The 25,759-nt window shown below is 61.6% G+C and carries 21 protein-coding genes; 2 read left to right on the top strand and 19 right to left on the bottom strand.

Features of this window, described 5'->3' with window-relative positions:
- Positions 1-8: 8 nt before the first annotated feature.
- Complete coding sequence (locus KG698_RS10245; protein WP_213685472.1) at positions 9-2,252, bottom strand: molybdopterin-dependent oxidoreductase; 2,244 nt, start codon at positions 2,250-2,252, stop codon at positions 9-11.
- Positions 2,253-2,366: 114 nt separating this feature from the next.
- Between KG698_RS10245 and KG698_RS10240 the strand changes: the two genes are divergently transcribed.
- Positions 2,367-3,359, top strand: a complete 993-nt coding sequence (locus KG698_RS10240; protein ID WP_213685471.1) for a glyceraldehyde 3-phosphate dehydrogenase NAD-binding domain-containing protein — start codon at positions 2,367-2,369, stop codon at positions 3,357-3,359.
- A complete protein-coding gene (locus tag KG698_RS10235) occupies positions 3,356-4,804 on the top strand; it encodes an NAD-dependent succinate-semialdehyde dehydrogenase (RefSeq protein WP_213685470.1) in 1,449 nt (482 codons plus the stop codon). The genes KG698_RS10240 and KG698_RS10235 overlap by 4 nt, the downstream gene beginning before the upstream one ends.
- Positions 4,805-4,909: 105 nt before the next feature.
- Here KG698_RS10235 and KG698_RS10230 read toward each other — a convergent pair whose 3' ends face one another.
- The 18 genes from KG698_RS10230 to KG698_RS10145 form a co-directional block, all read right to left on the bottom strand.
- Positions 4,910-5,602, bottom strand: coding sequence for a GntR family transcriptional regulator (locus KG698_RS10230; RefSeq protein ID WP_213685469.1), 693 nt, complete (start codon positions 5,600-5,602; stop codon positions 4,910-4,912).
- A 49-nt stretch (positions 5,603-5,651) separates the two neighbouring features.
- Entirely contained in the window at positions 5,652-7,658 is a 2,007-nt protein-coding gene (locus tag KG698_RS10225; protein ID WP_213685468.1) for an exonuclease domain-containing protein, read from the bottom strand.
- A 29-nt stretch (positions 7,659-7,687) separates the two neighbouring features.
- A complete protein-coding gene (locus KG698_RS10220; RefSeq protein ID WP_213685467.1) occupies positions 7,688-8,221 on the bottom strand; it encodes a hypothetical protein in 534 nt (177 codons plus the stop codon).
- 16 nt (positions 8,222-8,237) lie between these two features.
- Positions 8,238-10,052, bottom strand: a complete 1,815-nt coding sequence (locus tag KG698_RS10215; protein ID WP_213685466.1) for a DUF294 nucleotidyltransferase-like domain-containing protein — start codon at positions 10,050-10,052, stop codon at positions 8,238-8,240.
- Positions 10,053-10,157: 105 nt separating this feature from the next.
- A complete protein-coding gene (locus KG698_RS10210; RefSeq protein ID WP_213685465.1) occupies positions 10,158-11,927 on the bottom strand; it encodes a sodium:solute symporter family protein in 1,770 nt (589 codons plus the stop codon).
- 15 nt (positions 11,928-11,942) lie between these two features.
- The gene (locus KG698_RS10205) at positions 11,943-12,197 is read right to left on the bottom strand and encodes a DUF4212 domain-containing protein (RefSeq protein WP_213685464.1); all 255 of its coding nucleotides are present in this window, start codon (positions 12,195-12,197) and stop codon (positions 11,943-11,945) included.
- Between the two features lie 93 nt (positions 12,198-12,290).
- Positions 12,291-12,980: an adenylate kinase gene (locus KG698_RS10200; protein WP_213685463.1), complete on the bottom strand. Its 690-nt coding sequence runs from the start codon at positions 12,978-12,980 to the stop codon at positions 12,291-12,293.
- 8 nt (positions 12,981-12,988) lie between these two features.
- A complete protein-coding gene (gene acs / locus KG698_RS10195; RefSeq protein ID WP_213685462.1) occupies positions 12,989-14,938 on the bottom strand; it encodes an acetate--CoA ligase in 1,950 nt (649 codons plus the stop codon).
- 383 nt (positions 14,939-15,321) lie between these two features.
- Positions 15,322-16,320, bottom strand: coding sequence for a LysR family transcriptional regulator (locus KG698_RS10190; protein ID WP_213685461.1), 999 nt, complete (start codon positions 16,318-16,320; stop codon positions 15,322-15,324).
- Positions 16,320-17,030: an Ldh family oxidoreductase gene (locus KG698_RS10185; RefSeq protein ID WP_213685460.1), complete on the bottom strand. Its 711-nt coding sequence runs from the start codon at positions 17,028-17,030 to the stop codon at positions 16,320-16,322. Before KG698_RS10185 ends, KG698_RS10190 begins: the two co-directional genes overlap by 1 nt.
- Positions 17,031-17,075: 45 nt before the next feature.
- On the bottom strand, positions 17,076-18,014 hold the full coding sequence (locus KG698_RS10180) for a hydrogen peroxide-inducible genes activator (protein WP_213685459.1): 939 nt from the start codon (positions 18,012-18,014) through the stop codon (positions 17,076-17,078).
- 382 nt (positions 18,015-18,396) lie between these two features.
- Positions 18,397-18,795 carry a Na+/H+ antiporter subunit G gene (locus tag KG698_RS10175; protein WP_213685458.1) on the bottom strand — a complete coding sequence of 133 codons (399 nt, stop codon included), beginning with the start codon at positions 18,793-18,795 and terminating at the stop codon, positions 18,397-18,399.
- A gap of 9 nt (positions 18,796-18,804) precedes the next feature.
- Positions 18,805-19,074, bottom strand: coding sequence for a K+/H+ antiporter subunit F (locus KG698_RS10170; protein WP_213685457.1), 270 nt, complete (start codon positions 19,072-19,074; stop codon positions 18,805-18,807).
- Positions 19,071-19,562 carry a Na+/H+ antiporter subunit E gene (locus KG698_RS10165; RefSeq protein WP_213685456.1) on the bottom strand — a complete coding sequence of 164 codons (492 nt, stop codon included), beginning with the start codon at positions 19,560-19,562 and terminating at the stop codon, positions 19,071-19,073. Before KG698_RS10165 ends, KG698_RS10170 begins: the two co-directional genes overlap by 4 nt.
- Positions 19,562-21,127: a monovalent cation/H+ antiporter subunit D gene (locus KG698_RS10160; RefSeq protein WP_213685455.1), complete on the bottom strand. Its 1,566-nt coding sequence runs from the start codon at positions 21,125-21,127 to the stop codon at positions 19,562-19,564. The genes KG698_RS10165 and KG698_RS10160 overlap by 1 nt, the downstream gene beginning before the upstream one ends.
- Positions 21,124-21,555, bottom strand: coding sequence for a Na+/H+ antiporter subunit C (locus KG698_RS10155; protein WP_213685454.1), 432 nt, complete (start codon positions 21,553-21,555; stop codon positions 21,124-21,126). The genes KG698_RS10160 and KG698_RS10155 overlap by 4 nt, the downstream gene beginning before the upstream one ends.
- Position 21,556: 1 nt before the next feature.
- On the bottom strand, positions 21,557-24,427 hold the full coding sequence (locus KG698_RS10150; RefSeq protein ID WP_213685453.1) for a monovalent cation/H+ antiporter subunit A: 2,871 nt from the start codon (positions 24,425-24,427) through the stop codon (positions 21,557-21,559).
- 483 nt (positions 24,428-24,910) lie between these two features.
- The gene (locus tag KG698_RS10145; protein ID WP_213685452.1) at positions 24,911-25,708 is read right to left on the bottom strand and encodes a metallophosphoesterase family protein; all 798 of its coding nucleotides are present in this window, start codon (positions 25,706-25,708) and stop codon (positions 24,911-24,913) included.
- Positions 25,709-25,759 lie beyond the last annotated feature (51 nt).

Here is a 25,759-nt window from a genome sequence, read left to right as displayed (position 1 = left end):
TGCGCCCCCTATAGCTTGTGTACCTCGACCAGCGCCGAGTGTGCGCTTGTTCCTTGGCCCAAGCGCGAGGTGCCCACATCGCGCGTCAGCACATTGGGGTTGCCGTTTGCATCCATGTTCTGGCCCGGTGGACCAAACCACGCGCCCGTGGGCAAGGCCACGACACCGGCCAGAATATCGCCCGTCACCCGCGCCCGCGCGCGCACAGCGCCGCGTGCGTTGAACACCCGCACCAGATCGCCCGTGGTGATCCCTCGGGGTGCTGCATCATCTTCATGTATAAGAATGGTCTCGGGCCGCGCGCCATCGAGATCGGCCAATGCCGCCTCGAGTTGCGAGTGCAGCTTGTCGCCCGGTTGCGGTGAGACAAGATGCAAGGGTGCGGCCTTGCTTGCGGCCCCCGGCCATTCCTTTGGCGGCAACCAGACCGGGTGGCCGGGGCAGTCGTCATAGCCAAAGCTGTCAATGATGGCCGAGAAGATCTCGATCTTGCCTGATGGGGTCTTGAGCGGTGCGCCCTCCGGGTCGGCACGAAAGCGGCGCAGAACGGGCTTGGGCTGTTCTTCTGCCGCGATCTCGAGCTTGACCCAATTCATCGCGCGCAAAGCGTCAAGACTTGGCACCGCCACGCCCGCCTCTGCCCCGCGCGCCTCTAGCCCTGCGTAAAGATGGGCGATCCAAGCCGCCGGATCGCGCCCCTCGGTAAAAGCATCGCCCAGGCCGAGGCGCATGGCCAGCCCTGAAAAGATCGCGTAATCGTCGCGTGCTTGGCCCACGGGGGCGATCAGTTGCGGCATGTGGAACAGGTAATCGTCCAGCGGACTGCGCCCGATATCCTCGCGCTCATAGGGTGTGGTGGCGGGAAAGACGATATCGGCGCGCTGGGCGGTTGCGGTCCACCACGGCTCGTTCACGATGATGGTTTCAGGTTGCAGCCATGCCTGATGCAACCGGTTCAGGTCTTGGTGATGGTGGAAGGGATTGCCGCCCGCCCAATAGACCAGCCGGATGTCGGGATAGATGCGGCGCGCGCCGTTAAAGTCGTAAGGCTCATTGGGGTGCAAAAGCATGTCGGCCACGCGCGCCACCGGGATGACATCGGCCACGCGGTTGCCCCCCTGCGGCAGGGTCATGCCGCCGATGGGTTTGAAATCCTTGCCGATGCCGCCGATGGCACCATAGCCGTAACCCACGCCGCCGCCGGGCAGGCCGATCTGGCCCAGCATTGCGGCCAGCACCGCCGACATCCAATAGGGTTGTTCGCCATGCTCGGCGCGTTGCAGCGACCATGCCACCGTGATCAGCGTGCGGGTCGTGGCCATGCGGCGGGCAAGGGCGCGTGTCTTTTCCGGGCTGATGCCCGTCAGCGACGCGGCCCATTCCGGGGATTTGGGCGTGCCATCTGTCTCGCCCATCAGATAGGGGCGAAAGCGGTCATAGCCCGTGGTGTAGCGATCAAGGAATGCGTGATCGGCCAGCCCTTCGGCCTCCAGCACATGGGCAAGCGCCAGCATCAGCGCGGTGTCCGAGCCGGGGCGGCAGGGAAGCCAGTCGCAGCCCTCGGGCGCATCCGTCCGCTGCGGGCCGATGTTGATGCGCGTCACGCCGCTGGCGGCGAAGCGGTCGAACCATCCGCCGGTGTGATGCTCGGTGATGCCGCCCATCGAGACCATGGAGTTCTTGGGGTTGATCCCCCCGAACATGACCAGCGTTTCGGTATGCGCGGCAATCGTGGCGTAGCTGTCTTGCACCTCATAGGTCAGCGTCAGGAAATTCTCGCCAAAGACATGGGGCATGATCGATTGCGCGCAGCCGGTGGAATAGCTTCCGAAACTCGCCACATAGCCGCCGATCATGTTGAGAAAGCGATGCACTTGTCCTTGGGCATGGTGGAACCGCCCGGCGGACGCCCAGCCGTAAGAGCCGCCATAAATGGCACTGTTGCCATGCGCCTTGCGGATGCGGTCGATCTCAGCTGCGGCAATATCAAGCGCTTCATCCCATGGGGGGGTGATGTAATCGCCATCGCCCCGGCCCGCGCGATCGCGGGTTGCAAGCCATGCGCGGCGCACCGATGGCCGCGCCACCCGCGAGGGGTGATGCACCGCCGCAGGTAGGATGGCAGGGATCGCGGGGGGTGATGGATCTGGGCCAAAGGGATGGGTCGCGATGATCCGATCCCCTTCGGTCTCGACCTCGAAGGCGCCCCAATGGCTTGAGGTCACGCGCCTTTGTCGATTGTTGCCGTCCATGTGCCACCCCCGCTTTTCGGCGTATCCTAGCGCGCGGCCCGCGGCGGGGGAATGGCCCCCTTGCGCCGGGCGGCGGCGGGCGGCATCACTTGCGCAACAGGCGGGGGGGCCAGCATGACCATCAAGGTGGCAATCAACGGGTTCGGGCGCATCGGGCGGTCGGTCCTGCGCGCGTGGCTGGGAGGCGGCTGGCCCGAGATCGAGATCGTGGCGCTCAACGATATCGCGCCGCTGAAAACCTGTGCCTATCTGTTCCAATATGACAGCGTCTTTGGCCCTTGGTCTGAGGAGGTCACGGCGGGCGAGGGTGTTTTAAGGATCGGCGCGCGCAGCTTGCCCTTTACCCAAGTGCCCGATCTGGCGCTTTTGGACCTGTCTGGCATTGATGTGGTGATGGAGTGCACGGGCCTTGCCCGCACCCGGAGTTTCGCAGAAGCGGGCATCACCGCTGGTGCGGGGCGGGTGCTTGTCTCGGGCCCATCGCCGGAGGCGGATGTAACCGTGGTGCTGGGTGCCAATGATGCCGCGCTGATGCCTGTCCATCGGATCGTGTCGAATGCATCTTGCACCACCAATGCGGTGGCCCCCTTGGCCGCAATGATCGACGCGGAATGGGGCTTGGAAAGTGCGCTGTTGACCACGGTGCATTGCTACACGGGCAGCCAGCCCACGGTCGATCAGCCGATGGGCGATGATTTCGCGCGAAGCCGCGCCGCAGCGCTCAGCATGGTGCCGACGACAACCAGTGCGGCCACGCTTGTTGATGTGGTGCTGCCCCATCTGGCGGGGCGGATCACCGGCTCGGCGGTGCGGGTGCCGGTGGCCTCGGTCTCTTGTGTTGATCTGGCCGTGATCACCCGACAGCGGCCGCAGGCCGAGGAGGCCGTGGGCTTTTTCCGCGACCGCGCGGGGCCGATCGTGGGTTTCACAGGTCAAACGCTGGTGTCTACTGATCTGCGTGCGCGCCCCGAATCGGTGATCGTGCAGGGACCGGAGATCAAACGCGCCAAGGGCGGCATGCTGCGCGTCTTTGGCTGGTACGACAATGAATGGGGCTTTTCCTGCCGGATGCTGGATCTGGCCCGCAAGATGGGAGCGATGCGATGAGCGATTGGCAAACATGGCTGCGTCAGGCCAATTTTATCGGTGGCGCATGGGTGGGGGCCGATAGCGCTAAGACCATCGATGTGACGAACCCCGCCACGGGCGCGGTGATCGGCACGGTTCCCGCTAGCGGCGCGGCGGAAACCCACCGCGCGATCGACGCGGCCTCGTCGGCCTATCCGGCCTTCTCGGCGATGGACCTGATGAGCCGCGTGGGGCTTTTGTGGAAGCTGCATGATGCGTTGATGGACAATCAAGCTGCGCTGGCCGAGCTTTTGACCATCGAGATGGGCAAACCCTTGGCCGAAGCGAAGGGAGAGATTGCCATCGGCGCGCAATATGTGCGCTGGTTCGCCGAAGAGGCGCGCCGCGCCAAGGGCGAGATCGTACCCGCAGGTGTCAATGGCCGCCGCATCCTTGTGACCAAGCACCCGGTGGGCGTGGTGGGCATGATCACGCCGTGGAATTTCCCCTCGTCCATGCTGGCGCGCAAGATCGCGCCAGCGCTGGCCGTGGGTTGCACCGTCGTGGCCAAACCCGCTACGGCGACGCCCTATTCGGGGCTGGCATGGGCGGCCCTCGCCGAACAGGTCGGCTATCCTTCGGGCGTGGTGAACATCGTCACGGGATCGGCGCGCGCGATTGCAGGGGCGATGATGGAACGCTCCGAGGTGCGCAAAGTGACCTTTACCGGGTCGACCGAGGTCGGCAAGGAGTTGATCCGCGCCTCGGCTGATACGGTCAAGAAGGTCTCGATGGAGTTGGGCGGCAACGCGCCCTTTATCGTGTTCGACGACGCCGATCTTGATGCGGCGGTTGAGGGTGCGATTGTCTCGAAGTATCGCAATTCTGGCCAAACCTGCGTCTGTGCCAATCGCATCTATGTGCAGGCAGGCGTGCATGACGCCTTTGTCGCCAAGCTGGTCGAGAGAACCCGCGCCCTGAAGGTCGGCGATGGCCGCGAGGCAGGTGTGGCCCAAGGCCCGCTGATCGATGCAAGCGCGGTCGCCAAGGTCGAGGAATTGCTGGATGACGCCAAGGCCAAGGGCGCGACAGTCGTGCTGGGCGGGTCGCGCCACCAGCTGGGCGGCACGTTCTTTCAGCCGACAGTGCTGACCGGGGCGACGCAGGACATGGCCTTTGCGCGCGAAGAGATTTTCGGCCCGCTTGCGCCTGTCTTCCGTTTTGAGACCGAAGAAGAGGTGATCGCCATGGCCAATGCCACCGAATTCGGGCTGGCATCTTATGCCTATACCCGCGATCTGGGCCGTGCCTTTCGGCTGAATGCGCGGCTGGCTTACGGCATGATCGGCATTAATTCGGGGCTGATCACGACCGTCGAGGCGCCGTTTGGCGGGGTCAAGGAATCGGGTCTTGGCAAAGAAGGCGGCAGCCAAGGCCTCGAGGATTATCTCGATACCAAGTATGTCTGTATTGATGGAATCTGACCCGCGCTGTTCGGGCCGCTGCCGCATGTTGCGTGCGGCGGGGGCCTCCGGCGGGAGTATTTGAAAAGCAAAGATGGGCAGGGGCGCGTGAACCTTGATGAAAGGTTACGCGCCGTAGCGCATGCCATCGGCGATCAGTTGCAGCCTTTGGCGGGCGATGGGGTTGCCCTTTGCGTCGCGGGCGATGCGGGTCAGCACCAAAAGCGCGGTATAGCGATCGCAAGCTAGCGCGACGGAGGCGCTCATCGTCGTCACGGCGGCGGTGATATCTTCCTCGATATGCGCGACAACCAGCCCCGCATCTTGTAGAAGTTCGGCAAGATCGGGACCGGCATCTTCGTCGATGACGGGTAAGAGCGCCTCGGGGATTGTGACAAGATCGCGGGCGGCGCGCTGGCCGTTGCGGTGAAAAATGCGTTCGAGCGTGGCAAGGCGCGTGGTGCCGAATAGGGCCAGTTCCTCATCATCCGCGCCGCGTGTGGCGCTGCGGGCGCGGTAAACATCCAAGATCACGGGCGCGCCGCTGGCATCGCGCAGTTGTGGCGCGGGTACCGAATTCTCCTGATGGTCTTGGGCCGCTGCAGGTGCGCAAACAACGGTGCCGCGACCCGGTTTGCGTGCCAAGAGCCCCAACCCCTCTAGCGTGATCAAGGCGCGCCGCATCGTGCCTTGGCTGACGCCGAATTCCTCGGCCAGTCCGAACTCATTGGGCAGGCGCAGGCCAACGGCCCATTCACCGGCCTTTATCCGGCGGATCATCTCGGTTTCGGTGGCTTTGTAGAGCGGAACACGCGCCATGATCGTCACTATCCTTTTGTCTGAAGCTGGTCGGGCAGGGGTGGTTGGGTCAATTCAGATGTTCGATTAACCGGCGATGGCGGTCGAAGGCTTTGATCAATGCCTCCAAATTGGGCAGTTCTGCCGCCTCAAGCATCGGGATCATCTTGCGAAACGCCTCGGCCGTCGCGATGGCATCGCCGATGGCTGTGTGGCGCGCCTCGGCCGGGATTTGGACATGCAGCCGCGCGCAAAGCGCATCAAGGGTATGCTCGGCTGATTGGCCATAGAGCACCGCCGAGCAGAGCACGGTGTCGAGGATCGGTTGATCGAAGCGCGCGCCGATCTGGCCCTCGCGGCGGCGCAGAAAGCTCATGTCGAAGGGCGCGTTATGGGCGACCAAGACAGATCCTTTGGCAAAGGCGTGAAAGCGGGCCAGTGCCGCGCCCACATCGGGGGCATCGGCCACCATTGCGTTGGTGATGTGGTGCACCGCCGTGGCGGATGCAGGGATGTTGCGGCCGGGATTGACCAGCATGTCAAAGCGTTCGCCCGCCACGATCTTGCCATTGACCAAGCGCAGGGCGGCGATCTGGCAAATCTCGTCGCTTTGCGGGTTCAGCCCCGTGGTCTCAGTATCAAAGACCACGTAGCTGAGCGATGTCAGCGGGGCCTTGGCCAAGGCCTCGGGAATGGCTGCATGCAACAGGTCGAAATCATACATCACCATGCGGCTTGGCCCGATGGGGCGCGGTGTGGCCAGATCAAGGGATAGGCGCAGCGCGTGGCGACCGGGCCCTGCGGGTTCGATCCCGATCATCGTGCCATGGCTAAGCAGCACATCCCGGCCATCAAACCCCGATAGCCCCGGTGAAAGCGGCGCGTCCAGCCATTGTGCCAGACGCGCGGGATCGGGCGGCGCGCCCGCCGCCTCGAGGCTGAGGACCGCCTGTTCCGGGCCACGCGATGCCAGTGTCAGGACCAGATCGCGCGCCCCGGTTTCCGCCCATGCGAGCGCGAGGCGTTCCAGCATGCGGGTGATCGCAAACCCGTCGCAGCGCAATTCTGTGCCGTCGAGATCAGGGTGTAGCGCCACAGCCTTGCGGTCTAGGCGCGCTTGCAAGGCCGCGCCCAGATCGTTGGCCCCCAGTGCTTCCATCGGCCACCACGCGGTGTCTGTGGCGGCTTTGCGCGTGGCGGTATCTTGTACCAGCGCGGAGAGCGTCGTTTTGGCCGCGCTCTCGGGCAGATCGGGCAGAATGTGTTCCAGCGTTTCCAACAGGCGGTTCAAGAGATGCGCGCGCTCGGCCCCGATCTTGAGATCGGCGGTGACATCGCGCAGCGTCAGCACATAGCCGGGTGCTGCGGCGTCTTGCCCGGCCAGATCGACAAGGCGCAGCCGCGCCTCCAACAGTTGGGCACCTTGCCTTGTGGTGACCAAGATATCTGTCCCCTCGCGGCCGGATTGTGTCACCAGACGCCCATAGGCTTGGTGGATCGGCCCCATCCGCACAAGGCCGGCCACGGGCCTGCCTAAACCCAGCGCCGGATCATTATGCAAGATCTCGCGGCAGCGCCCGTTGTAAAGCGCGATCATATGGTTGCCGGTGCAGAACATTACCCCATCGGGGATCTCGGCCAAGAGCGCCTCGAGCCGGGTTTTCTCGGCATTGAGGCGGGCGGTTTCGCGCCCCACGGCCATGGCCATGGCATTGCGGGTTTCGGAGAGGTTGGCGGCGACCGCATCGGCTGCAGGGGCCAGATCGCCAAGGTAGCGCGCGATGCCATGATCGATCCCTTCATCGACATCGGAATGGGCGCGCGCGCGCAGATCGGCGGCCAAGCGTTCAACCGGCCGTGCGACATGTTCATCGAACAAGACCCAGACCCAGACCGTGAGGCCGCCAATGGCAAAAACCGCGATCAGCCCCGCGATGATGAAGGCGCTGAGCGCATGCACCTCGCCCAGGCGCGTATAGCCGACGACCAACCCCGCGATTACCAGCGCTGCACCGCCAAAGGCCAAGAGGGCAAAGAACAGAAAGATCCGCAGGCGTAGGGATAATCGGCTCAACATGGACTTGCCCCCCTTTCGGGCCGTGCGGATCAGCCGCCGCTGCCGTGGGATGCGCAGACGCTGGCGAAAATCACATCCTCGCGCGCCTCTTCGCGCCAGATCGCTGCCACCGGATGACCGACGGCGTCAAAGACCATACTGGCGTTCAGATCGGTCCAGCGCGCACCGGCGCAATCAAAGAGTGCGGGGCGCACCATCTGTGGCTGCCAGCGCTCTTGCAGGCGTAGCTGTACCGCAAAAAGGCCCGAGCCTTCGGCAGTCTCGACCGTCTCTGAGGGTGAAAAGGAGATAAAGCCGCGCACCCAAGGTTGCACGAAGGTCCATGGTTGGTACCAGTTTTGCTGCTCACGCTTGCTGATCACGACCAGATCGTCGGCCATTGTGCTGCGCACGCCATTGTACCAGCCATATTCCTGCCCGATGGTGGCAAGGATCATCGCAAGACCGGCACAGACCGGGATAATCCCCTTGGGCAAGCGGTTACGCGTCAGGTGGCGCAACACCAACCCGATACCGCCGCCTGCAAAGCCCGCGATGATGACAGTGACGAGGGTCCAAAACATTGTCGTCCTTTACCTTTCAGCTGAGATAGCCACGGCCAGCGGTGGCGGCATTCTGCATTGTTTTGACCACCACGAAAGCATCGCGCAGATGGCTGCGCTCGAAATCGCTGAGATCGGCGGGGGCCATGAAATTATCGGGCTTCTCACCGCGCCGGATTTGGGCGGCTTGATGGGCAAGCCGTGTGTCGGCGATCATGTCGTATGCATCGCGCAGGTCGCGCCCGCCGGTTGCTGATACTGCACCCGCCTCGATCGCGGCAAGGATGCGCGCGCGGGTATTGGCAACAGGCAATTGTCCTGTCAGCGCATAGATGCGGCCCAGATCGACGACCGGGACGACACCATTGTGCTTGAGGTCGATGGTGTTCTTATGCTCGCCCGAGCGCACCGTGGCAAAGCCGCGAAACAGACCCAAGGGCGGCTGATGCTTGAGCGAGTTCGACACCAGATGCGCCATGAAGATCGAATTCTTGGCCGCCGCTTGTAATGTCTCGGCCTGAAGATCGTCAAAAAGCGCCATATGCCCGCCGATGGGGCGCAGGTCGAACATGACCGAGGAAAGCATCTGTGCCTCGGGGTTCGGGACGGCGATCCAGCGGCGGAAATAGTCACGCCAGACCCGCAGCGGTTGGCGCCATTTGATGTTGGTCGCCATCATGTCGCCGGGGCAGTAGAAATAGCCTGCCTCGTCCAACCCATCGCTGACGAATTTGGCCAATGCCGCGAAATAGGCGTCGTCGGGCGGGGTCACGGCATCGTCGAGGATCAGGCAGTTGTCTTGATCGCTGACGCCGGTTTGCTCTTGCCTGCCTTGGCTACCGCAGGCGAGCCACAGATAAGGCACGGGTGGCGGGCCAAGTTTTGCCTCGGCCAGCGTCAAAAGGCGGCGCGTGGTGGCATCGGCAATATCGGTGATCAGGCGCGTGACGGTTTGATGCGGGTTCTGCCCGCCCACCAGTTGCACCAGCAAATCGGGAATGCGTGCCACGATGCGCGCAAGCGTGGTGCGGTCTTTGGCGGCGGCAATCTCGCGGATCAGCGCCGCAGATGAGGTTGCTTGGAACCGGGTCAAATCCGTCTGGGTCAGGATACCGACCAAGCGGCCAGCCGCGACCACCGGCATATGGGTGATTTTGCGCTCGATCATCGCATGCAGCACATCGGCCACAAGGGCCGTTGGCGGAAGCGTCATAGGATCGGGTGTCATGACCTGTGCGACGGGGGTCTCTGGTGGGCACCCCTCGGCCACGGCGCGCGCGGTGATGTCGCCTGTGGTCAGGATACCGCGCACGGTCTCACCCTCGGTCGCGATGATGCAGGACACGCCCAGTTCGCGCATCTGGCGCGCGGCCTCGATCAGCTGTGTCTCGGGGCGACAGGTCAGCGGCGCATGCGTCATCAGATCGGACAACGCCATGGTGGTGATATCTTGTTTGCGCGCGGCCGCGGGCCGGGTGCGGTCGAAAAAGCGCAAGACGCGCGGATGGTCTTTGACCAGCTTGTGAAACACCGCCGCCGGAATCGCCAAAAGCCTACTGGCCTCGGCGGCTTGGGCTGTCACGGCACCGCGCCCATCTTTCATCAAGCCGCGCTCGCCAAAGGAATTGCGCGGCCCAAGGATCGAGAGGATCTCACCCCCTTCATCGGTGATGTCGATCCGACCCGACAAGATCAGGTAAAGATGGGTCAGCACGTCGCCTTTGGCATAGACGCGCTGGCCTGTCGCGATCTCGACGATGGCGATCTCGCGCGCCAGCTCTGCGCGCACCTCCTCGGGCAAGACATCATAGGGATGCGTCGTGGCAAGTGTTTGTGCGATGTCGGTGGTCATCAAATGGCCCCCCCGGCGAAAAAAGGCGCACCCCGATCTGTCGGGATGCGCCGCTGTTTTGAACAGAGCCCGCTTTGTCGCAGGCCCCGCCCTATGGTCAGACCATCACTTGGCCAGAGCCGCGCCAGCGCCGCGCGGAATGCGGACCGACTCGACCAGATCCTGGATGTGCTTCGGCGGGGGTGCAGTGACGCTCGACACCGCGTAAGCGACGGCGAAGTTGATCAATGCACCGATCGGGCCGAAATGTGTCGGCGGGATGCCGAACAGCCAGTTGTCTGCGTTGTTGGCCAGCAAGTTGGTGCCGGGGATGAACGCAAAGCCCAGATAGGTGAAGAGATAGGCGCAGGTCACGACGAGACCGGCAACCATCCCCAAGGTCGCCCCAGGCGCGTTCATGCGCTTGGAGAAGATCCCCATCATCAGCGTCGGGAAGAGCGTTGCCGCGGCAAGACCAAAGGCCAGTGCCACAACCTGTGCCGCAAAGCCCGGTGGTTTGATCCCGAGATAGGTCGCCAGCGCGATAGCAAAGGCCATCGAGACGCGTGCCCAGAACAGTTCAGCCTTTTCCGAGATGTTCGGGTTGAACACCGACTTGATCAGATCGTGGCTGATGGCCGAGGAGATGGCCAACAACAGACCTGCTGCGGTCGAAAGTGCTGCCGCCAAACCGCCAGCAGCGATCAGCGCGATCACCCAGCCCGGAAGCTGTGCGATTTCCGGGTTCGCCAGAACAAGGATGTCCTGGTTGAAACGGACCAGTTCGTTGCCGGTCCAGCCACGAGCTGCAGCCATTTCCTGCATCGCAGGGCTGTTCTCGTTGTAGTACTGGATCAGGCCGTCGCCATTCTTGTCTTCGACGCCCAGAAGGCCGGTTGCCGACCAAGTCTGGAACCAGTTCGGCAGATCAGCCTGCGCAACGGGTTCGCCTTCGACGCCATTGGGCCACATGGTGGTCATGATGTTCAAGCGGGCCATTGCGCCCACGGCAGGTGCCGTCAGGTACAAAAGCGAGATGAAGACCAGTGCCCAACCAGCCGACCAACGTGCGTCAGCAACCTTGGGAACGGTGAAGAAGCGGATGATCACATGCGGCAGACCGGCAGTACCGATCATCAGCGAGAGTGTGAACAGCGCCATCAGCCAAGGCTTGGAGCCGGTGGTGTATGCGTTGAAGCCCAGATCGGTCAAAAGACCGTTGAGCGTCACCAGAAGCGGCTCGCCAGTCGAGGGCATCGTCGAGAACAGACCAAGGCCCGGGATCGGGTTGCCGGTCAATTGCAGCGAGATGAAGACCGCGGGGATCGTGTAGGCGACGATCAACACGATGTATTGTGCCACCTGCGTGTAGGTGATGCCCTTCATGCCGCCGAGAACGGCGTAGATGAACACGACCGTCGAGGCGATCAACAGACCTTGGGTCGACGAGACTTCCAAGAAGCGCGAGAAAGCCACGCCTGCGCCGGTCATCTGACCGATCACGTAGGTAATCGAGATCACCAGCAGGCAGATCACCGCCACGACGCGTGCCGAGGTGGAGTAGTAGCGGTCGCCCACGAATTCGGGAACCGTGTACTTGCCGAACTTGCGCAGATAGGGTGCCAGAAGCATGGCCATCAGCACGTAGCCGCCGGTCCAACCCATCAAGAAGGTCGAGTTGTTGTAGCCCACGAAGGCGATCAGACCCGCCATCGAGATGAACGATGCCGCCGACATCCAGTCAGCCGCGGTTGCCATGCCGTTGATGACCGGGTTCACGCCCTGGCCAGCAGCGTAGAATTCAGATGTGGTGCCCGCGCGGGCCCAGATCGCGATGCCGATGTAGAGGGCGAACGATGCGCCGACCACCAGCAGGTTAAGGGTAAACTGATCCATGTTTCCGTCCGTCCCTTACTGCTCGTCCACGCCAAATTCTTTGTCGAGCTTGTTCATACGCCAGGCGTAGAAGAAGATCAGCGCAAGAAAGACGAGGATTGATCCTTGCTGGGCAAACCAAAAGCCCAGATCTGTGCCACCCACCGCGATGCCGGAAAGCATCGGGCGAAGAAGAATCGCGAAGCCATACGAGCACAGCGCCCAGATCACCAAACAGATGGTGACCAGACGGATGTTCGCTGACCAATACGCATTGTTGTTTTCGGCCATTACTTACTCCCTTCGAGTTGTGCCGGTCGGGTTCTCTTGTCCCGCCCGGTCCGTCCGATGCCGCCCCATTCCTTTCGGGCGACACCGAATTCCTTATTGCGTCGTGAGCGCGCTCACGATTGCGTCTAGCGCACCTGCGATCTCACCGATCTCGCCCATGGCGGGCACCTCGGTCAGCACGCCGCGGGCGCGGTAATAATCGATCAAGGGCGCGGTTTGCGCGTGATACGCCGCAAGCCGCGCGCCAACGGTTTCGGCGTTGTCATCGGCGCGGCGGGTCATGTTGGTTGACCCGCACTTGTCGCATTGCCCGGCTGTCTTGGGCTGTTTGAACTGGTCGTGATACCCCTCGCCACAGCCGCCGCAGGTATAGCGCCCCGCCACGCGGGCCACCATCGCCGCATCATCGACCGCAAGGCTGATGGCGGCATCGATCCGCTGGCCGCGTTCGGCCAAAAGATCATCCAGCGCCTTGGCCTGAACGGCGGTGCGCGGGAAGCCATCCAAGATGGTGCCCGCCACCACATCGGCGTGATCGAGCCGGTCCTTGAGAACGGCCAAAACGATCGCGTCCGAGACCAACCCACCGGCGGCCATCACAGCCTTTGCGGCAAGCCCAGCCTCGGTGCCGGCAGCAACCGCGCCGCGCAAAAGATCGCCTGTCGAAAGCTGCACAAGACCAAAGCGGTCTTGCAGCATCCGCGCTTGCGTGCCCTTGCCCGCCCCCGGGGGGCCGAGCAAGATCAGGTTCACGGGGCGCGTTTTGGTCGAGCTGTCGGTCATCTTTTCAGTCATTCCTTGGCGCGGTTCGCGATCAAATCATCGACGACCGACGGATCGGCCAGCGTGGAGATGTCGCCCAAGCTTCCGAAATCATTCTCGGCGATCTTGCGCAGGATGCGGCGCATGATCTTGCCCGAGCGCGTCTTGGGCAGGCCGGGCGCCCATTGAATGACATCGGGCTTGGCGATGGGGCCAATCTCGTTGCGGACCCAATCGCTCAGCGTCTTCTTCAGCGCATCAGTGGGTGTCTCATCGGCCATCAAGGTGACGTAGCAATAGATGCCCTGTCCCTTGATCGGGTGCGGATAGCCCACCACGGCGGCCTCGCTCACGGTTTCATGGGCGACGAGCGCGCTTTCCACCTCGGCGGTGCCCATCCGGTGGCCCGAGACGTTGATCACATCATCGACGCGACCGGTGATCCAGTAATCGCCTTCCTCGTCCCGGCGGCAGCCGTCGCCGGTGAAATAGTAACCGGCGTAATCCCCGAAATAGGTTTTGTAAAAGCGGTCATGATCGCCCCAGACGGTGCGCATCTGGCCCGGCCAGCTATCGGCCAAAACCAAGACACCCTCAACGCCATTGCCCTCGATGATCGCGCCGCTTGTGGCGTCCAGCACCAAGGGCTTGACCCCGAAGAAGGGCTTTTGCGCCGCGCCGGGTTTCAACTCATGCGCACCCGGCAGCGGTGTCATCATATGCCCGCCCGTCTCTGTCTGCCACCAGGTGTCCACGATGGGGCAGCGGCCACGGCCAACATGTTCGTTGTACCAATTCCATGCCTCGGGGTTGATCGGCTCGCCAACCGAACCCAAAAGCCTGAGCGATGAAAGGTCATATTTCGTGACGTAATCCGGCCCCTTGCCCATCAGCGCGCGGATGGCGGTGGGGGCGGTGTAGAACTGGCTGACCTTGTGGCGGTCGCACACGGCCCAGAAACGGCCCGCATCGGGATAGGTCGGCACGCCCTCGAACATCAAGGTGGTGGCGCCATTGGCCAGCGGTCCATAGACGATATAGCTGTGGCCCGTGACCCAACCCACATCGGCAGTGCACCAAAACACATCGCCTTCCTTGTAGTCAAAGGTGATCTCATGGGTCATCGATGCATAGACCAGGTAGCCACCGGTGGTGTGCACCACCCCCTTGGGCTGACCGGTCGAGCCCGAGGTATAGAGGATGAACAGCGGGTCTTCGGCGTTCATTTCCTCGGCGGGGCAGTCGGTCGCGACGTTGGCGGCCAGCGCGTCATACCAATGATCGCGGGCCTCGACCCAAGCGACCTGTTGGCCAGTGCGCTTGACCACAAGGCATTGCACCGTGTCGGGGCAATGCAGAAGCGCCTTGTTCACATTATCCTTGAGGTCGGTCACCCGGCCGCCGCGCGGCGCACCGTCCGAGGTGATGACCAGCTTGGCATCGCAGCCATTGATCCGCGCCGACAGCGCATCGGGCGAAAAGCCCGCGAAAACGATGGAATGGATCGCGCCGATCCGCGCACAGGCCAGCATCGCATAGGCGGCCTCGGGGATCATCGGCATGTAGATGACGACGCGGTCGCCCTTTTGGATGCCCAGACCCTTCAGCACATTGGCAAAGCGCCCGACATGGTCGGCCAATTCGTTATAGGTGATGTGAAGCGCGGGATCGGTCGGTTCATCCGGCTCGAAAATGATCGCCGTTTGATCGCCGCGTGTCGCCAGATGGCGGTCGATGCAATTGGCCGCGACGTTCAGCGTGCCGTCCTCATACCAGCGGATATGCAGGTCATCTTTGGCGAAAGAGGTATCTTTGACCTTGGTGTAGGGCTTGATCCAATCGATCCGCTTGCCGTGTTCGCCCCAAAATGCCTCGGGGTCTGCAATGGATGCGGCGTACATGGCGTCATATTTCGCAGCATCGACATGCGGGTTTTGCAGCAGCGCTGGACCGGGTTTCGTCGTGGTGGCCAAGGTCATCTCTCCATCAGGGTCTTGTGTCGTGAAGCTTCGTCATGGAAGCGCGATTTGGAAACGGGGACGCGGATGTTAACAACGTTGTCGGCGCCTGCGATTGCCGCAGGGGACGCCCAATTGCCCTTGCATCAGGGCCACGAAATTTGGTCAGCCTCCCACAAGCTGCGCCACTGTTTTGGGCATAGCCGCCGATCGGGTCACGATGACCTCCCTCCGATCGATGGCGTGCTGCCCTTTGGCGCGTGACCTGCAACACACGTTTTGCGTGCGCGCAAGATTATGTCGGGAAGATGACAGGTCGCCTCACATTCGAGAACAACTGTCTCGGAAGGCTGCGCTTTTATGTAAACCAATTCATCTGCGCAGTGCAGAAAGAGTAAATATATTTACAACTCAATCTCTGGTTGTGTGATGTCATCAGGAACCAGTGGCCGGAAACTGTCGTTGAGCCATGGCATTTTCAGCCGCCCCGGCGCGGCGAAATGCTCTTCGATCAATTCTCTTGCGCGGTCCGCGATGCGCGCGGGAATGGGGCCGGTCCAATCACCCGTGGCATAAAGCACGATCCTTCGCGATATCGCGGGTCCGGGCAGGGGGTGCGGATCGATATCGCCCGCAAATCGGCCCGCACGCAAAAGGCTTAGGGGAGTGGTGATGGTCCAACTATTGCCACCCGCGACCAAGGCCGAGATCGATTGGTTCGAGTCCATCTCGAAGCGATGCGGCAGGCGCAATCCCGCCGCCGCGATGTAGCGCTCGATCTGGCGGCCCATCACCTGATCCGGGTCGCGGCGCAAAAAGGTAAGATGCGACAGTGCTTCAAGGCCGCCCGATACATCCGTGCCGCGTGGCACCGCAAGAATATAGGGATCATCGATCAGCGGATGCGTAATCGCCGCGCTGGGGCCGGGGCTACTGGCCGCACAGATCGCGATATCAAGCTCGCGCCGGGCGATCTGGCCTTGCAAGGCATGGCTGGCACCTGTCACCAGCCGAAAGGCGCATTGTGTCATCGCCTCGGCCAAATCGGCCGCCAGATGCGGTGTCACTTCGTTCTCGAAATCCTCGATCACGCCCATGGACAGCGCCGAGAGTTCGGACAAATCCAGCATGCTCAGCCCGCGTTGACCCGCGCGAAGGGCTTGTAGCGCGGTCTCGGCGCGTGCCAGAAACAGCCGCCCCGCCGAGGTCAACACCATGGGCCTGCGGGAATGATCGACCAGTTCGACACCCAAAGCCGTGCTGAGATTGCGCAATTGCTGCGAGACGGCGGGTGCGCTCATTCCCAAGCGCTCGGCCGTGACGGCGACCGATCCGGTATGGGCCAGTGTTTCAAACACCTCGAGCCCGCGCAGCGTGACCCCTTTGAGCAAGATATCCCCCATCACGCGCTCACAATCTGTTCGAGCAACTCGGCCGAGCAGGCAATCGAAGCTGCGGTTTTCGGTGGTGTCGCAAGATCCCAGATCGCGGCGCTGGCAAAGCTATCGCCGGCAAAGCTTGCATCAAGCACCACGAGCCAGCCCAAATGGCCGACCAACCCCCCGATTGGGCTATCGGCTGGTTGGCCATGGCCCATTTCGGGAAATAGCAGGTTAAGCGCCGTGCGCGGTGGCGCAGGCAGCAGGGCTGGACCCGAAAGGTCGGGGTGTCCGATCCGGCCCGGACCATCGGGGCCGAAAGCCAAGACCGCCAGACCCCGTTCCCCCAAAGCGGCGGTGGCGCAGATCATACCGCCCGGATCGCTGCTTTGTTCCAGCCTGAGGGCGGCAATTCCTTGCGCACGGGCAACCCCGGCAAGATCGGACATCACCCCCGACAGCGCGGCGGCGGCAAAGCCATGCTGCGCATCAAGCCGCATGAAACCCGGTCGCGCGCGGATCAGCTGTGCCTGCGTTGCGGCCAGCAAGCGCCCATAGCGCATCAGACGGATATCGCGCAGCAGCGCCTCGATCCCGTTTGCGCGCTCACCCGCGGCTTCGGCGGCGGCGACTTCGGCGGCGACCGCGCGCGCCACACTCTCGGGCGCGCCCGCTCTGGTCAGGCAGTCGCGCGCCAAGGCGCGCAGATCGGCAAGGCTAAGGAATTCGGTCATGGGTCTAGTCTTGCCCCCGTCCCGCCACCCGTCAATGCCACAGCGTCATGCTTCGATAACAAGCTGGGGAAATCTGCGTGCCGTGTCGCGAATTGCAGCAGCCAAGCGTTCATAGGCCGGGCCAGCACCGGATGACGACCGCCAAATTAAGCCAATCGAGCGCGCAAAGCGCCGACCGCGAAAGGGCCGCACAATCACATCGCGCGCGCGCCCTTGGATCTCGCTTTCGACGTAAAGCGCGGGAAGAAATGTCAGCCCCATGTTCATCGCAACCATTTGGCGCAGTGCGTCAAGCGATGTGCCTTCATACTCGCGCGATAGATGCGCCCCGGTTTCCACGCAAAGCGCCGAGATCATATCGTAAAGCGCATAGGCAGGCGAAAGCGACAAGATGGTCTTGTCGGCCAGATCGTCATTGTCGAGCGTCTCGCGTGCGGCCAGCGGATGACCAGCTGGCATGGCGACGGCCAAGGGTTCCCGAAAAAGCCGCGCATGCGAAAGCGTCGCGCCCGAGACGGGCAATTGCGTCAAGATCAGGTCATGCACCCCATCATGCAATTCGCGCTGGAGATCGCGCGGTGCCGCCTCGCGGATATAAAGGCGCAGATCGGGATGGCTGACGCGCAGATCGCTGACGACATGGGGCATCAGATAGGGACCAAGCGTGGCCGAGGTGCCAAGGCGGATCGTGCCACCCAGCCCCGATTTCAACGTGACCGAAAGATCCAAGATCCCTTGGGCGGCGTCCAAAATCTCGCGCGCGCGCCGCGCGACTTCGCGGCCAGCCAAGGTCAGGCGTACCGGCCCGCGGCCGCGTTCGACCAAGACCAGGCCGAGTGTATCCTCCATTGTCTTGATCTGGACCGATAGCGATGGCTGCGAAATACCGCAGCTTTCCGCTGCTTCGCGGAAGTGGTGGGTCTCTTCCAAAGCGATGAGATATCGCATCTGGCGCAGGGTGATGGGCAGAACGGATGAAGCCATGCTGGAAGGAATAGGTTTTTCCAATCGCAGATCAATAGAATTCTATCTTTTTCCTATGCTGCCTGCGGTCTAGCTTTGCCTGACCAAGCGATTGGTGCGGCGCGACGTGGGCACGCGCGTGACGCCGCCGAAAACTGACCCGAGCTGGTGGTTGTCCCTTCCAGTGTTCACGGATCGGGGAAGTTTTCACATCGGATGCGCCGCGGCGGCATTTGCCGTCAACCGCCGCGGCGCATCTGATACAGCCTTGGGCTTGCACATCCCCTTTATCGGAACGTGGCCGTGCCCGATATGCCGCCTTGGCAGGGGTGTTCCCGCCCCGGATGAGCGGACACATCGGGCGGCTCAGTGCGCGGTATCGGAACCATCGCCCGGTGGGCGGTCAATGCGGCGCTTGGGTTGGCGCGGCCGGTTCTGACGGCTTTTCCATTACGGGTGGGTCGTCGAACAGCGACCAGCCATATGCGCCTCCGCTTTCGGGCAGGTCGGATTGTTTCATCCGCAGCGAGATATGGGTCTGTGCCAAGAAATTCGCGGAAATTGGCGCCGTCAGGAACAAGAACAAGGTGATCATCAACTCATGGAACGAGAAACTGTCTTTTATCAGCAAGAAATACAGCATCGAGGCGATCAGCACCCCACCAATGCCCAATGTTGTGGCCTTGGTCGGCGCATGCAAGCGCTGCATGGTGTCTTGAAGCTTGAGCAAGCCAAAACTGCCGACCAAGCCGAAAAGGGCCCCGATGACCAAAAAGACACAGACAACGATCTCTACCAGCATGGCAGCCCCCTATTCGATGATGTCGCCGCGCAAGATGAAGCGGCAATATGCGACGGTCGAGACAAAGCCGACCATGGCGATCAGCATCGAGGCTTCGAAATAGACGCCCGTTCCTTGGCGAATGCCGTAAAGTATAAGCAAGGCGACGACATTGATCACCATCGTATCGAGTGCCAAGACCCGATCAGCCCTGCCCGGACCTCGGACCAACAACCAAAGGTTCATCAGCAAGCCAAGGCCGATACAAGCCATGGCGAACACCAACGCATAGGTGATCATGAGAATATCTCCAACAAACGCTTTTCGTAGCGGGATTTGATATCGTCGCGCACCGCGATCGGATCGTCAGTGTGCAACGCATGCACCAGAATGGCCCGGCCGCAGGAAGAAAGCGTCGCCGACACCGTGCCGGGTGTCATGGTGATCGTGCCAGCCAAGACGGTAATCGCTTCGGGTGACGTCAATTCCAACGGAACCGTGATCCAAGCTGATTTCAGCTTGTCTGTTGGCTTGAACAAGATGATCAGCGCGATCTGGACATTGGCAACAACGATGTCCCACATCACCAAGAAAACGAAACCAACGACCTTGAAAGGGTCACGCACGCGGGGTTTGCCCGGCCAATAAGGTGCCGTTATCAGCGCGATCACCAACCCGAGAAAACCACCCAAGATGATGTTGCCCAGCGTGATCTTGTTGACAAGCGCCAGCCAGACACAGGCCAAGCTCACCGCAAGGAAGGGATGCGGGACAAGTTTGCGCAGCATTACTTTTCCTCCCGTGAATTGCCATTGAGGACGGCGTCGACGTAGTTCGAACTGTCATGAAGTTGGGCTGAAGTCGCCTCAAGGTAGGTCGTCACCGGGCCCGCCATGACCGTCAGCGCAGCAAGCACGCAAAGCGCTATCATGCTGGGCGCGATGGCAAGCGCTGTCGTGGCGAGGCGGTCAGTATCAGACTTTGCCTGATCGCCCGGCGCGTCGGCAGCCTTGCCCATGTCGGACGGCGTACTGGCGGTCGATTTCCAGAACAGCCCGCTGCCTGCTTGGGCAAAGCCCAAGATCGTCAGCAAAGATCCCAACAAGATCGCTGTCCAGGCCCAACCGATCACTTCCGGCGACCGCAGCGCGTCCAAGATCATCAGCTTGCCCAGAAAGCCTGAAAGCGGGGGCATCCCGGCCATTGCGATCGCCCCGGCGAAGAAAAGCGCCGCGAACAACCCATTTTGTACCGTAGCAGGTTGGACACCAAGCCAGTCGTTGCCGCGCCGTGCGATGATCAGGTCGGCCAGCAAGAACAGTGCCGCTGCCGCGAAGGTCGAATGGACAAGATAATATAGCGCGGTGGTAATGGCGTATGGGTCGAACGCCGATACCGCCAGCAGCAGCGTCCCCATCGAGCCGATCACCGCATAAGACAGCAGTGATCCCAAGCGCCGCGCCCCAAATACCCCGATTGCGCCGACGGCCGTCGTCACCAGCGCCAACACAAAGAGCCAATCCGAGATCAAGCTGCCGGTTGCGGGGTTTTCAGGTCCGAAGGCCATCCCATGGATACGAATGATCGCATAGGCACCAACCTTGGTCATGATCGCAAACAGAGCCGCGACCGGCGCGGGCGCATTTGCATAGGTCGCGGGCAACCAGAAATGCAGCGGCACCAAGGCCGCCTTGACCCCAAAGACGATCAAAAGCAACATCGCCGCCACCCGGATCAAGCCATCGTCACCGGCGTTGCTTTCTTGCACCTTGACGATCAGGTCAGCGATGTTCAGCGTTCCGGTCGAGGCGTACAGCGTGCCCAAGGCGAACAAGAACAGCGTCGAGCCGACAAGGTTCATCACCACATATTGCAACCCCGCCTGCAGCCGGACCTTGCCGCCCGCATGGACCATCAAACCGTAGGACGCGATCAGCAAGACCTCGAAGAATACGAACAGGTTAAAGGCGTCGCCGGTCAGGAACGCGCCGCAGATGCCCATCAACTGGAACTGAAACAGCGCGTGAAAATGGTTGCCGCGTTTGTCCCACCCGGTCGCAATGGCATGAAAAAGCACGATCACCGCAAGAAGCGCCGTCAACAGTACCATCAGCGCTGACAGCCGATCCAAAACCAAGACGATGCCAAAAGGCGCAGGCCAGTTGCCAAGATAGTAGACGTGAACGCCGCCATTGGCGGCCATGATCGTCAGGCCGACCGAAATGGCCAGCAACGCGAGTGTTCCCACACTCGAGGCTGCCCGGGCCAAGACGATGTCGTGCCGCATCACGAACGCGATCAGCGGTGCCAGCAGCGCTGGCAAGATGACAGGGGCGATGATCCAATGGTTCATGCGTCCCGCTCCCTTGGTTCGAAGCCGAATGTTATGCCATCGCTCTCCGAGCCTTGCGGGGTCGTCGCAGCGATCTGGCGGTCGGGCTGATCGGGCCCATCCATATCGATCTTGTCGTCGCCGGCCTCAAGATAGGCGCCAAGGGCGAACATGACCAAAACGGCGGTCATGCCAAAACTGATCACGATGGCGGTTAGCACCAGCGCTTGCGGCAGCGGATCGGTGTAGGCGCCGAAATCGCTGACGGTGTAGCCGTCAAGGACCGGCGGCTTGGCCACCGCCAGCCGCCCTGTCGAGAACAAGAAAATATTTACCGCGTAAGACAGCAGCGCCAAGCCTAGGATCACCGCAAACGCCCTCAGCCGCAACATGAGGTAGACCCCACCCGCCGTCAGGGCGCCAACAGCGCTTGCAACAAGTAGCTCCATTTCAGGCCCCCTTTCCCGTGCTGGACGATGCCTGCACCGAGCGGCTTGGATCATAGTCTATCGGTTCGTTATTGACGGTTTCGCCGGCATGCCGGGCCAGTCGCGAGAGGCTGTACAGAATCAGCATCACCGCCCCAAGCACGCATAAGAAAACCCCCAGATCGAATAGCATGGCGGTCGCCAGTTCGAACTCCTCGATTGGCGGAATCTCGAAATAGCCGAAATTGGACGTGAGAAACGGGCGCCCTGCCAACCATGACCCCACACCTGTGAGGCCTGCGATGACCACGCCAAAGCCGATCAGCGAATGGTATTCGATCCTCTGTCGCCGCGTCGTCCATGCAAAGCCGCTGGCCATGTATTGCATCAGCAGCGCGATCGAGAAGATCAACCCGGCAACGAAACCGCCGCCCGGTTGGTTGTGCCCGCGCAAGAAGATATAGACGCCGACCATCAGCGCGATGGGCAACATCACCCGTGTAGCAACCACCATCATCAGCGGGTGCCGATCGCGAGAGCGGTCAGGCCCAAACTCTGCCTTGCGCAGCTTTCTTCCCGCCGGACCGTTCAAAAGCGCTTCCATCAACGCGAAGATACACAAGCCCGCGATCCCCAGCACGATGATCTCGCCGTAGGTGTCGTAGCCGCGGAAATCCACAAGGATCACGTTGACGACATTCGTGCCGCCGCCGCCGGATTTGGAATTGGCGAGGTAGTAGTCGGAAATCGTCGAGAAATCCCGCATCATGAAACTGTAAGCCAAGGCTGCCACCGCGACCCCGGCCATGACGGCAAGGGTTGCGTCGCCTGCCCGTCGTGCCGGCCCGCTTTCATGTGGGCTTTGTTTGGGCAAGAAATGCAGCGCCAATAGCAACAGCAAGATCGTGACCGTCTCGACTGAGATTTGCGTCAGGGCAAGATCAGGAGCCGAAAGGTAAACGAAACCTACCGAGATCATCAAGCCAATGACCCCGATCACCACCAGCGCCCGAAACCGCATCCGGTGGAAAAGAACGACCATCGCCACCGCTGCCATCAGCAACATCCAGCCCACGAAGGCCACGGGCGGAACCGGGGTCAGGTCGCGGGTCGCGGGGCCCATCGCGCCCCCAGAAAAGGCAATCAGGCCCAAAACGACGGTGGCAGCGACAAAGATCGCAAGATAACGGCTGATCGCTCCTTGGTGCAGCATGCCCGTCAGCCAGCGCATCACCTGCTGGGTCGTCGTGATCAGGCTGTCGAAAATCGTCTTGGCCTCGGGGCGCGGCATCGTGGCCCAAAGTCGCTCCAATGGCCGGTGCGCTACAAGCAGGATCACCCCGCCGATGATCGCTGCAACCGACATCAGCAGCGCGGTATTCACCCCATGCCAGATCTTGAGATAGAATGAGAGATCCTCGCCAGTTACGGCCTCTGCCGCCATCTTGACCACCGGCGTGGCAAGGAAGGGTGCAACCCCGATGGCGATCACGAAGACACATAAGAAGGCAGGGGCCGCCCACATGCCGAAACCGGGATCATGTGGTTTGGCCGGATAGTCGTCGCGCACCGGTCCTGCGAATACATGAAAGATGAAGCGCAAGCTATAGGCGACCGAGAACAGCGCGCCCAAGGTGGCCAATGCCCCGACGATCCAAGGGTTTTCCCACCAAGTCGTGTGAGAGGCCTCGTGCAGCATGGCTTCTTTCGACAAGAAGCCATTGAAAAGTGGAAAGCCAGCCATCGATAGCGCTGCAACCGTCCCGATTGCCGCCGTGATCGGCATCACCTTGGCAAGTCCGCCCAGTCGCTTGATATCGCGTGTTCCAGTTTCATGATCGACAATGCCGGCCGTCATGAACAGTGCCGCCTTGAAGGTCAGGTGGTTGATGATGTGAAAAACTGCGGCAATCGCCGCCTCTGGCGTGCCAAAGCCCAAAAGCATGGTCAGCAGCCCCAGGTGCGAGACCGTCGAAAAGGCCAGCAGCGCCTTGAGGTCGTCCTTGAACAGCGCGATGACCGCACCAAGCACCATTGTGACCAATCCAACGCTGGCCACGACGTAGAACCAAAGCTCCGTTCCGGCCAGCGCAGGCCACATGCGCGCCATCAAGAAAACGCCCGCCTTCACCATGGTCGCCGAATGCAGGTAGGCCGAAACAGGCGTCGGCGCGGCCATGGCATGGGGTAGCCAGAAGTGGAACGGGAATTGTGCGGATTTCGTGAAGGCCCCAAGCAAGATCAAGATGACCGCCGGTGCGTACCAAGCGCTTGCCTTGATCTGGTCGCCAGCGGCCAGAATATCGGTCAGCTGGTAACTTCCCACGATCTCGCCAAGGATCAACATCCCCCCGATCATCGCCAATCCGCCCGCGCCGGTTACGGTCAATGCCATGCGAGCGCCTTGGCGGCCTTCGGGAAGATGCTTCCAATATCCGATCAACAAGAATGAAGATAGCGACGTCAGTTCCCAGAAAATCAACAAAAGCAGAATGTTATCTGAAAGAACGATGCCCAGCATCGCGCCTTGGAACAAGAGAAGATATGTATAGAATTGCCCCATCGGGTCTTTGCTGGACAGGTAAAAGCGCGCGTAAAGCGTGATAAGCAGCCCCACGCCAAGGATCATGAAAGCGAACAAAAGCCCCAAGCCGTCCAAGAAAAAACTGGCCGAGAGTTGCAGCTGTGGAAGCCAGGTGATCTCGGCGCGGTAGACGGTGCCACTCATCACGCCCGGTGCCAAGCTGGCCAATAACACCAAGGCCAACACGGTGGGAATGGCGGTAAAGCTCGCGCAGGCGTTGCGTCCAGCGCGAATCATCAATCCCGGAACAAGTGCGCCCAGGAATGGCAAGATCGCGATGATCGGTAACAGGCCGTTTTCAGAGAACATGCTCGGCTCCGCTGGGTCAGGAATTTTGGATGTTTCGAAATTCGCGGGGGTGGCGTTATGCGAATTTGTCGTCGGCTAGGCCGCGCGAGGTCTGCTGTGGGACACAAGCATTCATGCCCGCAGGGCATATGCCCCGTTCCGATCAGCCTCCCCGCCTTGAAAGCTGCGGAAAAGCTGCGGGGGGCGCCGCTTGCAGTCTCTTGGCCTTTCGGTCACCGCTATCACGGCCCACTCCCTTTGTTATGGGTACGCACGCACCCTTCTTTATCCGACACGACCCACGCTAATCATGCTTACGGGTAAAGATTGCCCGACAAGGCCGTCAGTTCAAGAGGTTTTAATTTAAATCGGTGCAAAGCTTGCCGAAATTTCCCTACGCACGGCGCGCGGTCGCGGCACAACCTGGCCGGGCGCTTGGTCTGGTTTACTGACACAAAGCCCAAGGACCCATCATAAAGCCCAAGGACCGATCAATTTGTCCTGTCAGGTCTGCAAGAAATTATAGCTGCCATCGGGCTGGATCGCGATGCAGCTGAGTTTCCCGGTCATCCATGCCCCGGTGTCGAGGCTGATCCGCCCTTCGCGGACCATGGGCGCATCGCGCACCACATGGCCATGCGCGACCCAAGCATCATCGCCGCGCAGCATGCTGTCGAACTCGGGATGGCCCCAAAGCTGCACGCGGGCTGTTTGCTCGGTCATCGGGCGGGTCGGGTCGGCACCGGCATGCACTGCCCATAGATTGCCCGAGTGCCAGCTGAGCGGGCAAGCGGCCAGCCAATCTTGAAGTTCTGGCCCGATGGCTTGCGCCAATTCTTCGCTGGTCTTTGCCCATAGCGCGGGCGTGGCGCTTTCGACCAATAGCGCGGGGTCGATGCCGTAGCTTGCCAGCGTCGCTGCCCCCCCTTCGCGCAGCCAGCGTGGGCCGCGCAGGGCGGGGTCACTGAGCGTATCAAGCAGCATGCGTTCGTGATTGCCCATCAAGCAGACCACGTTATCGGGGAAATCTTGCGACAATTCCTGCAAGCGCGTCAAAACCCGGGCGCTGTCGGGACCGTGGTCGATGTAATCGCCCACGAACACCAAGCGCGGGTCTTGGCCGCCGGTGCCGCCGATATGGGCGTCGATCAATTCCAGCATCAATTCCAACAGATCCGCACGCCCATGCACATCACCGACGACATAGGTCGGCGTGCTTGGGCGCGGCAGATCGGGCGCGGGGGGCGCGCTGGCGGTTTGGCTGCCTTTGCGCCCGAAAATGGTACGAAGCTGTGTGATCATCTTGCAGGTCAGGTGGCCCCTCCGGCGCATAATGGCAAGCGCCTTGTCTGC

This window comes from Roseicyclus sp. (genome assembly GCF_018402035.1).
Taxonomy (GTDB): Bacteria; Pseudomonadota; Alphaproteobacteria; order Rhodobacterales; family Rhodobacteraceae; genus Roseicyclus.
Note: the sequence above shows the minus strand (reverse complement) of the source record. Positions and strands in the feature narration are given on the sequence as shown.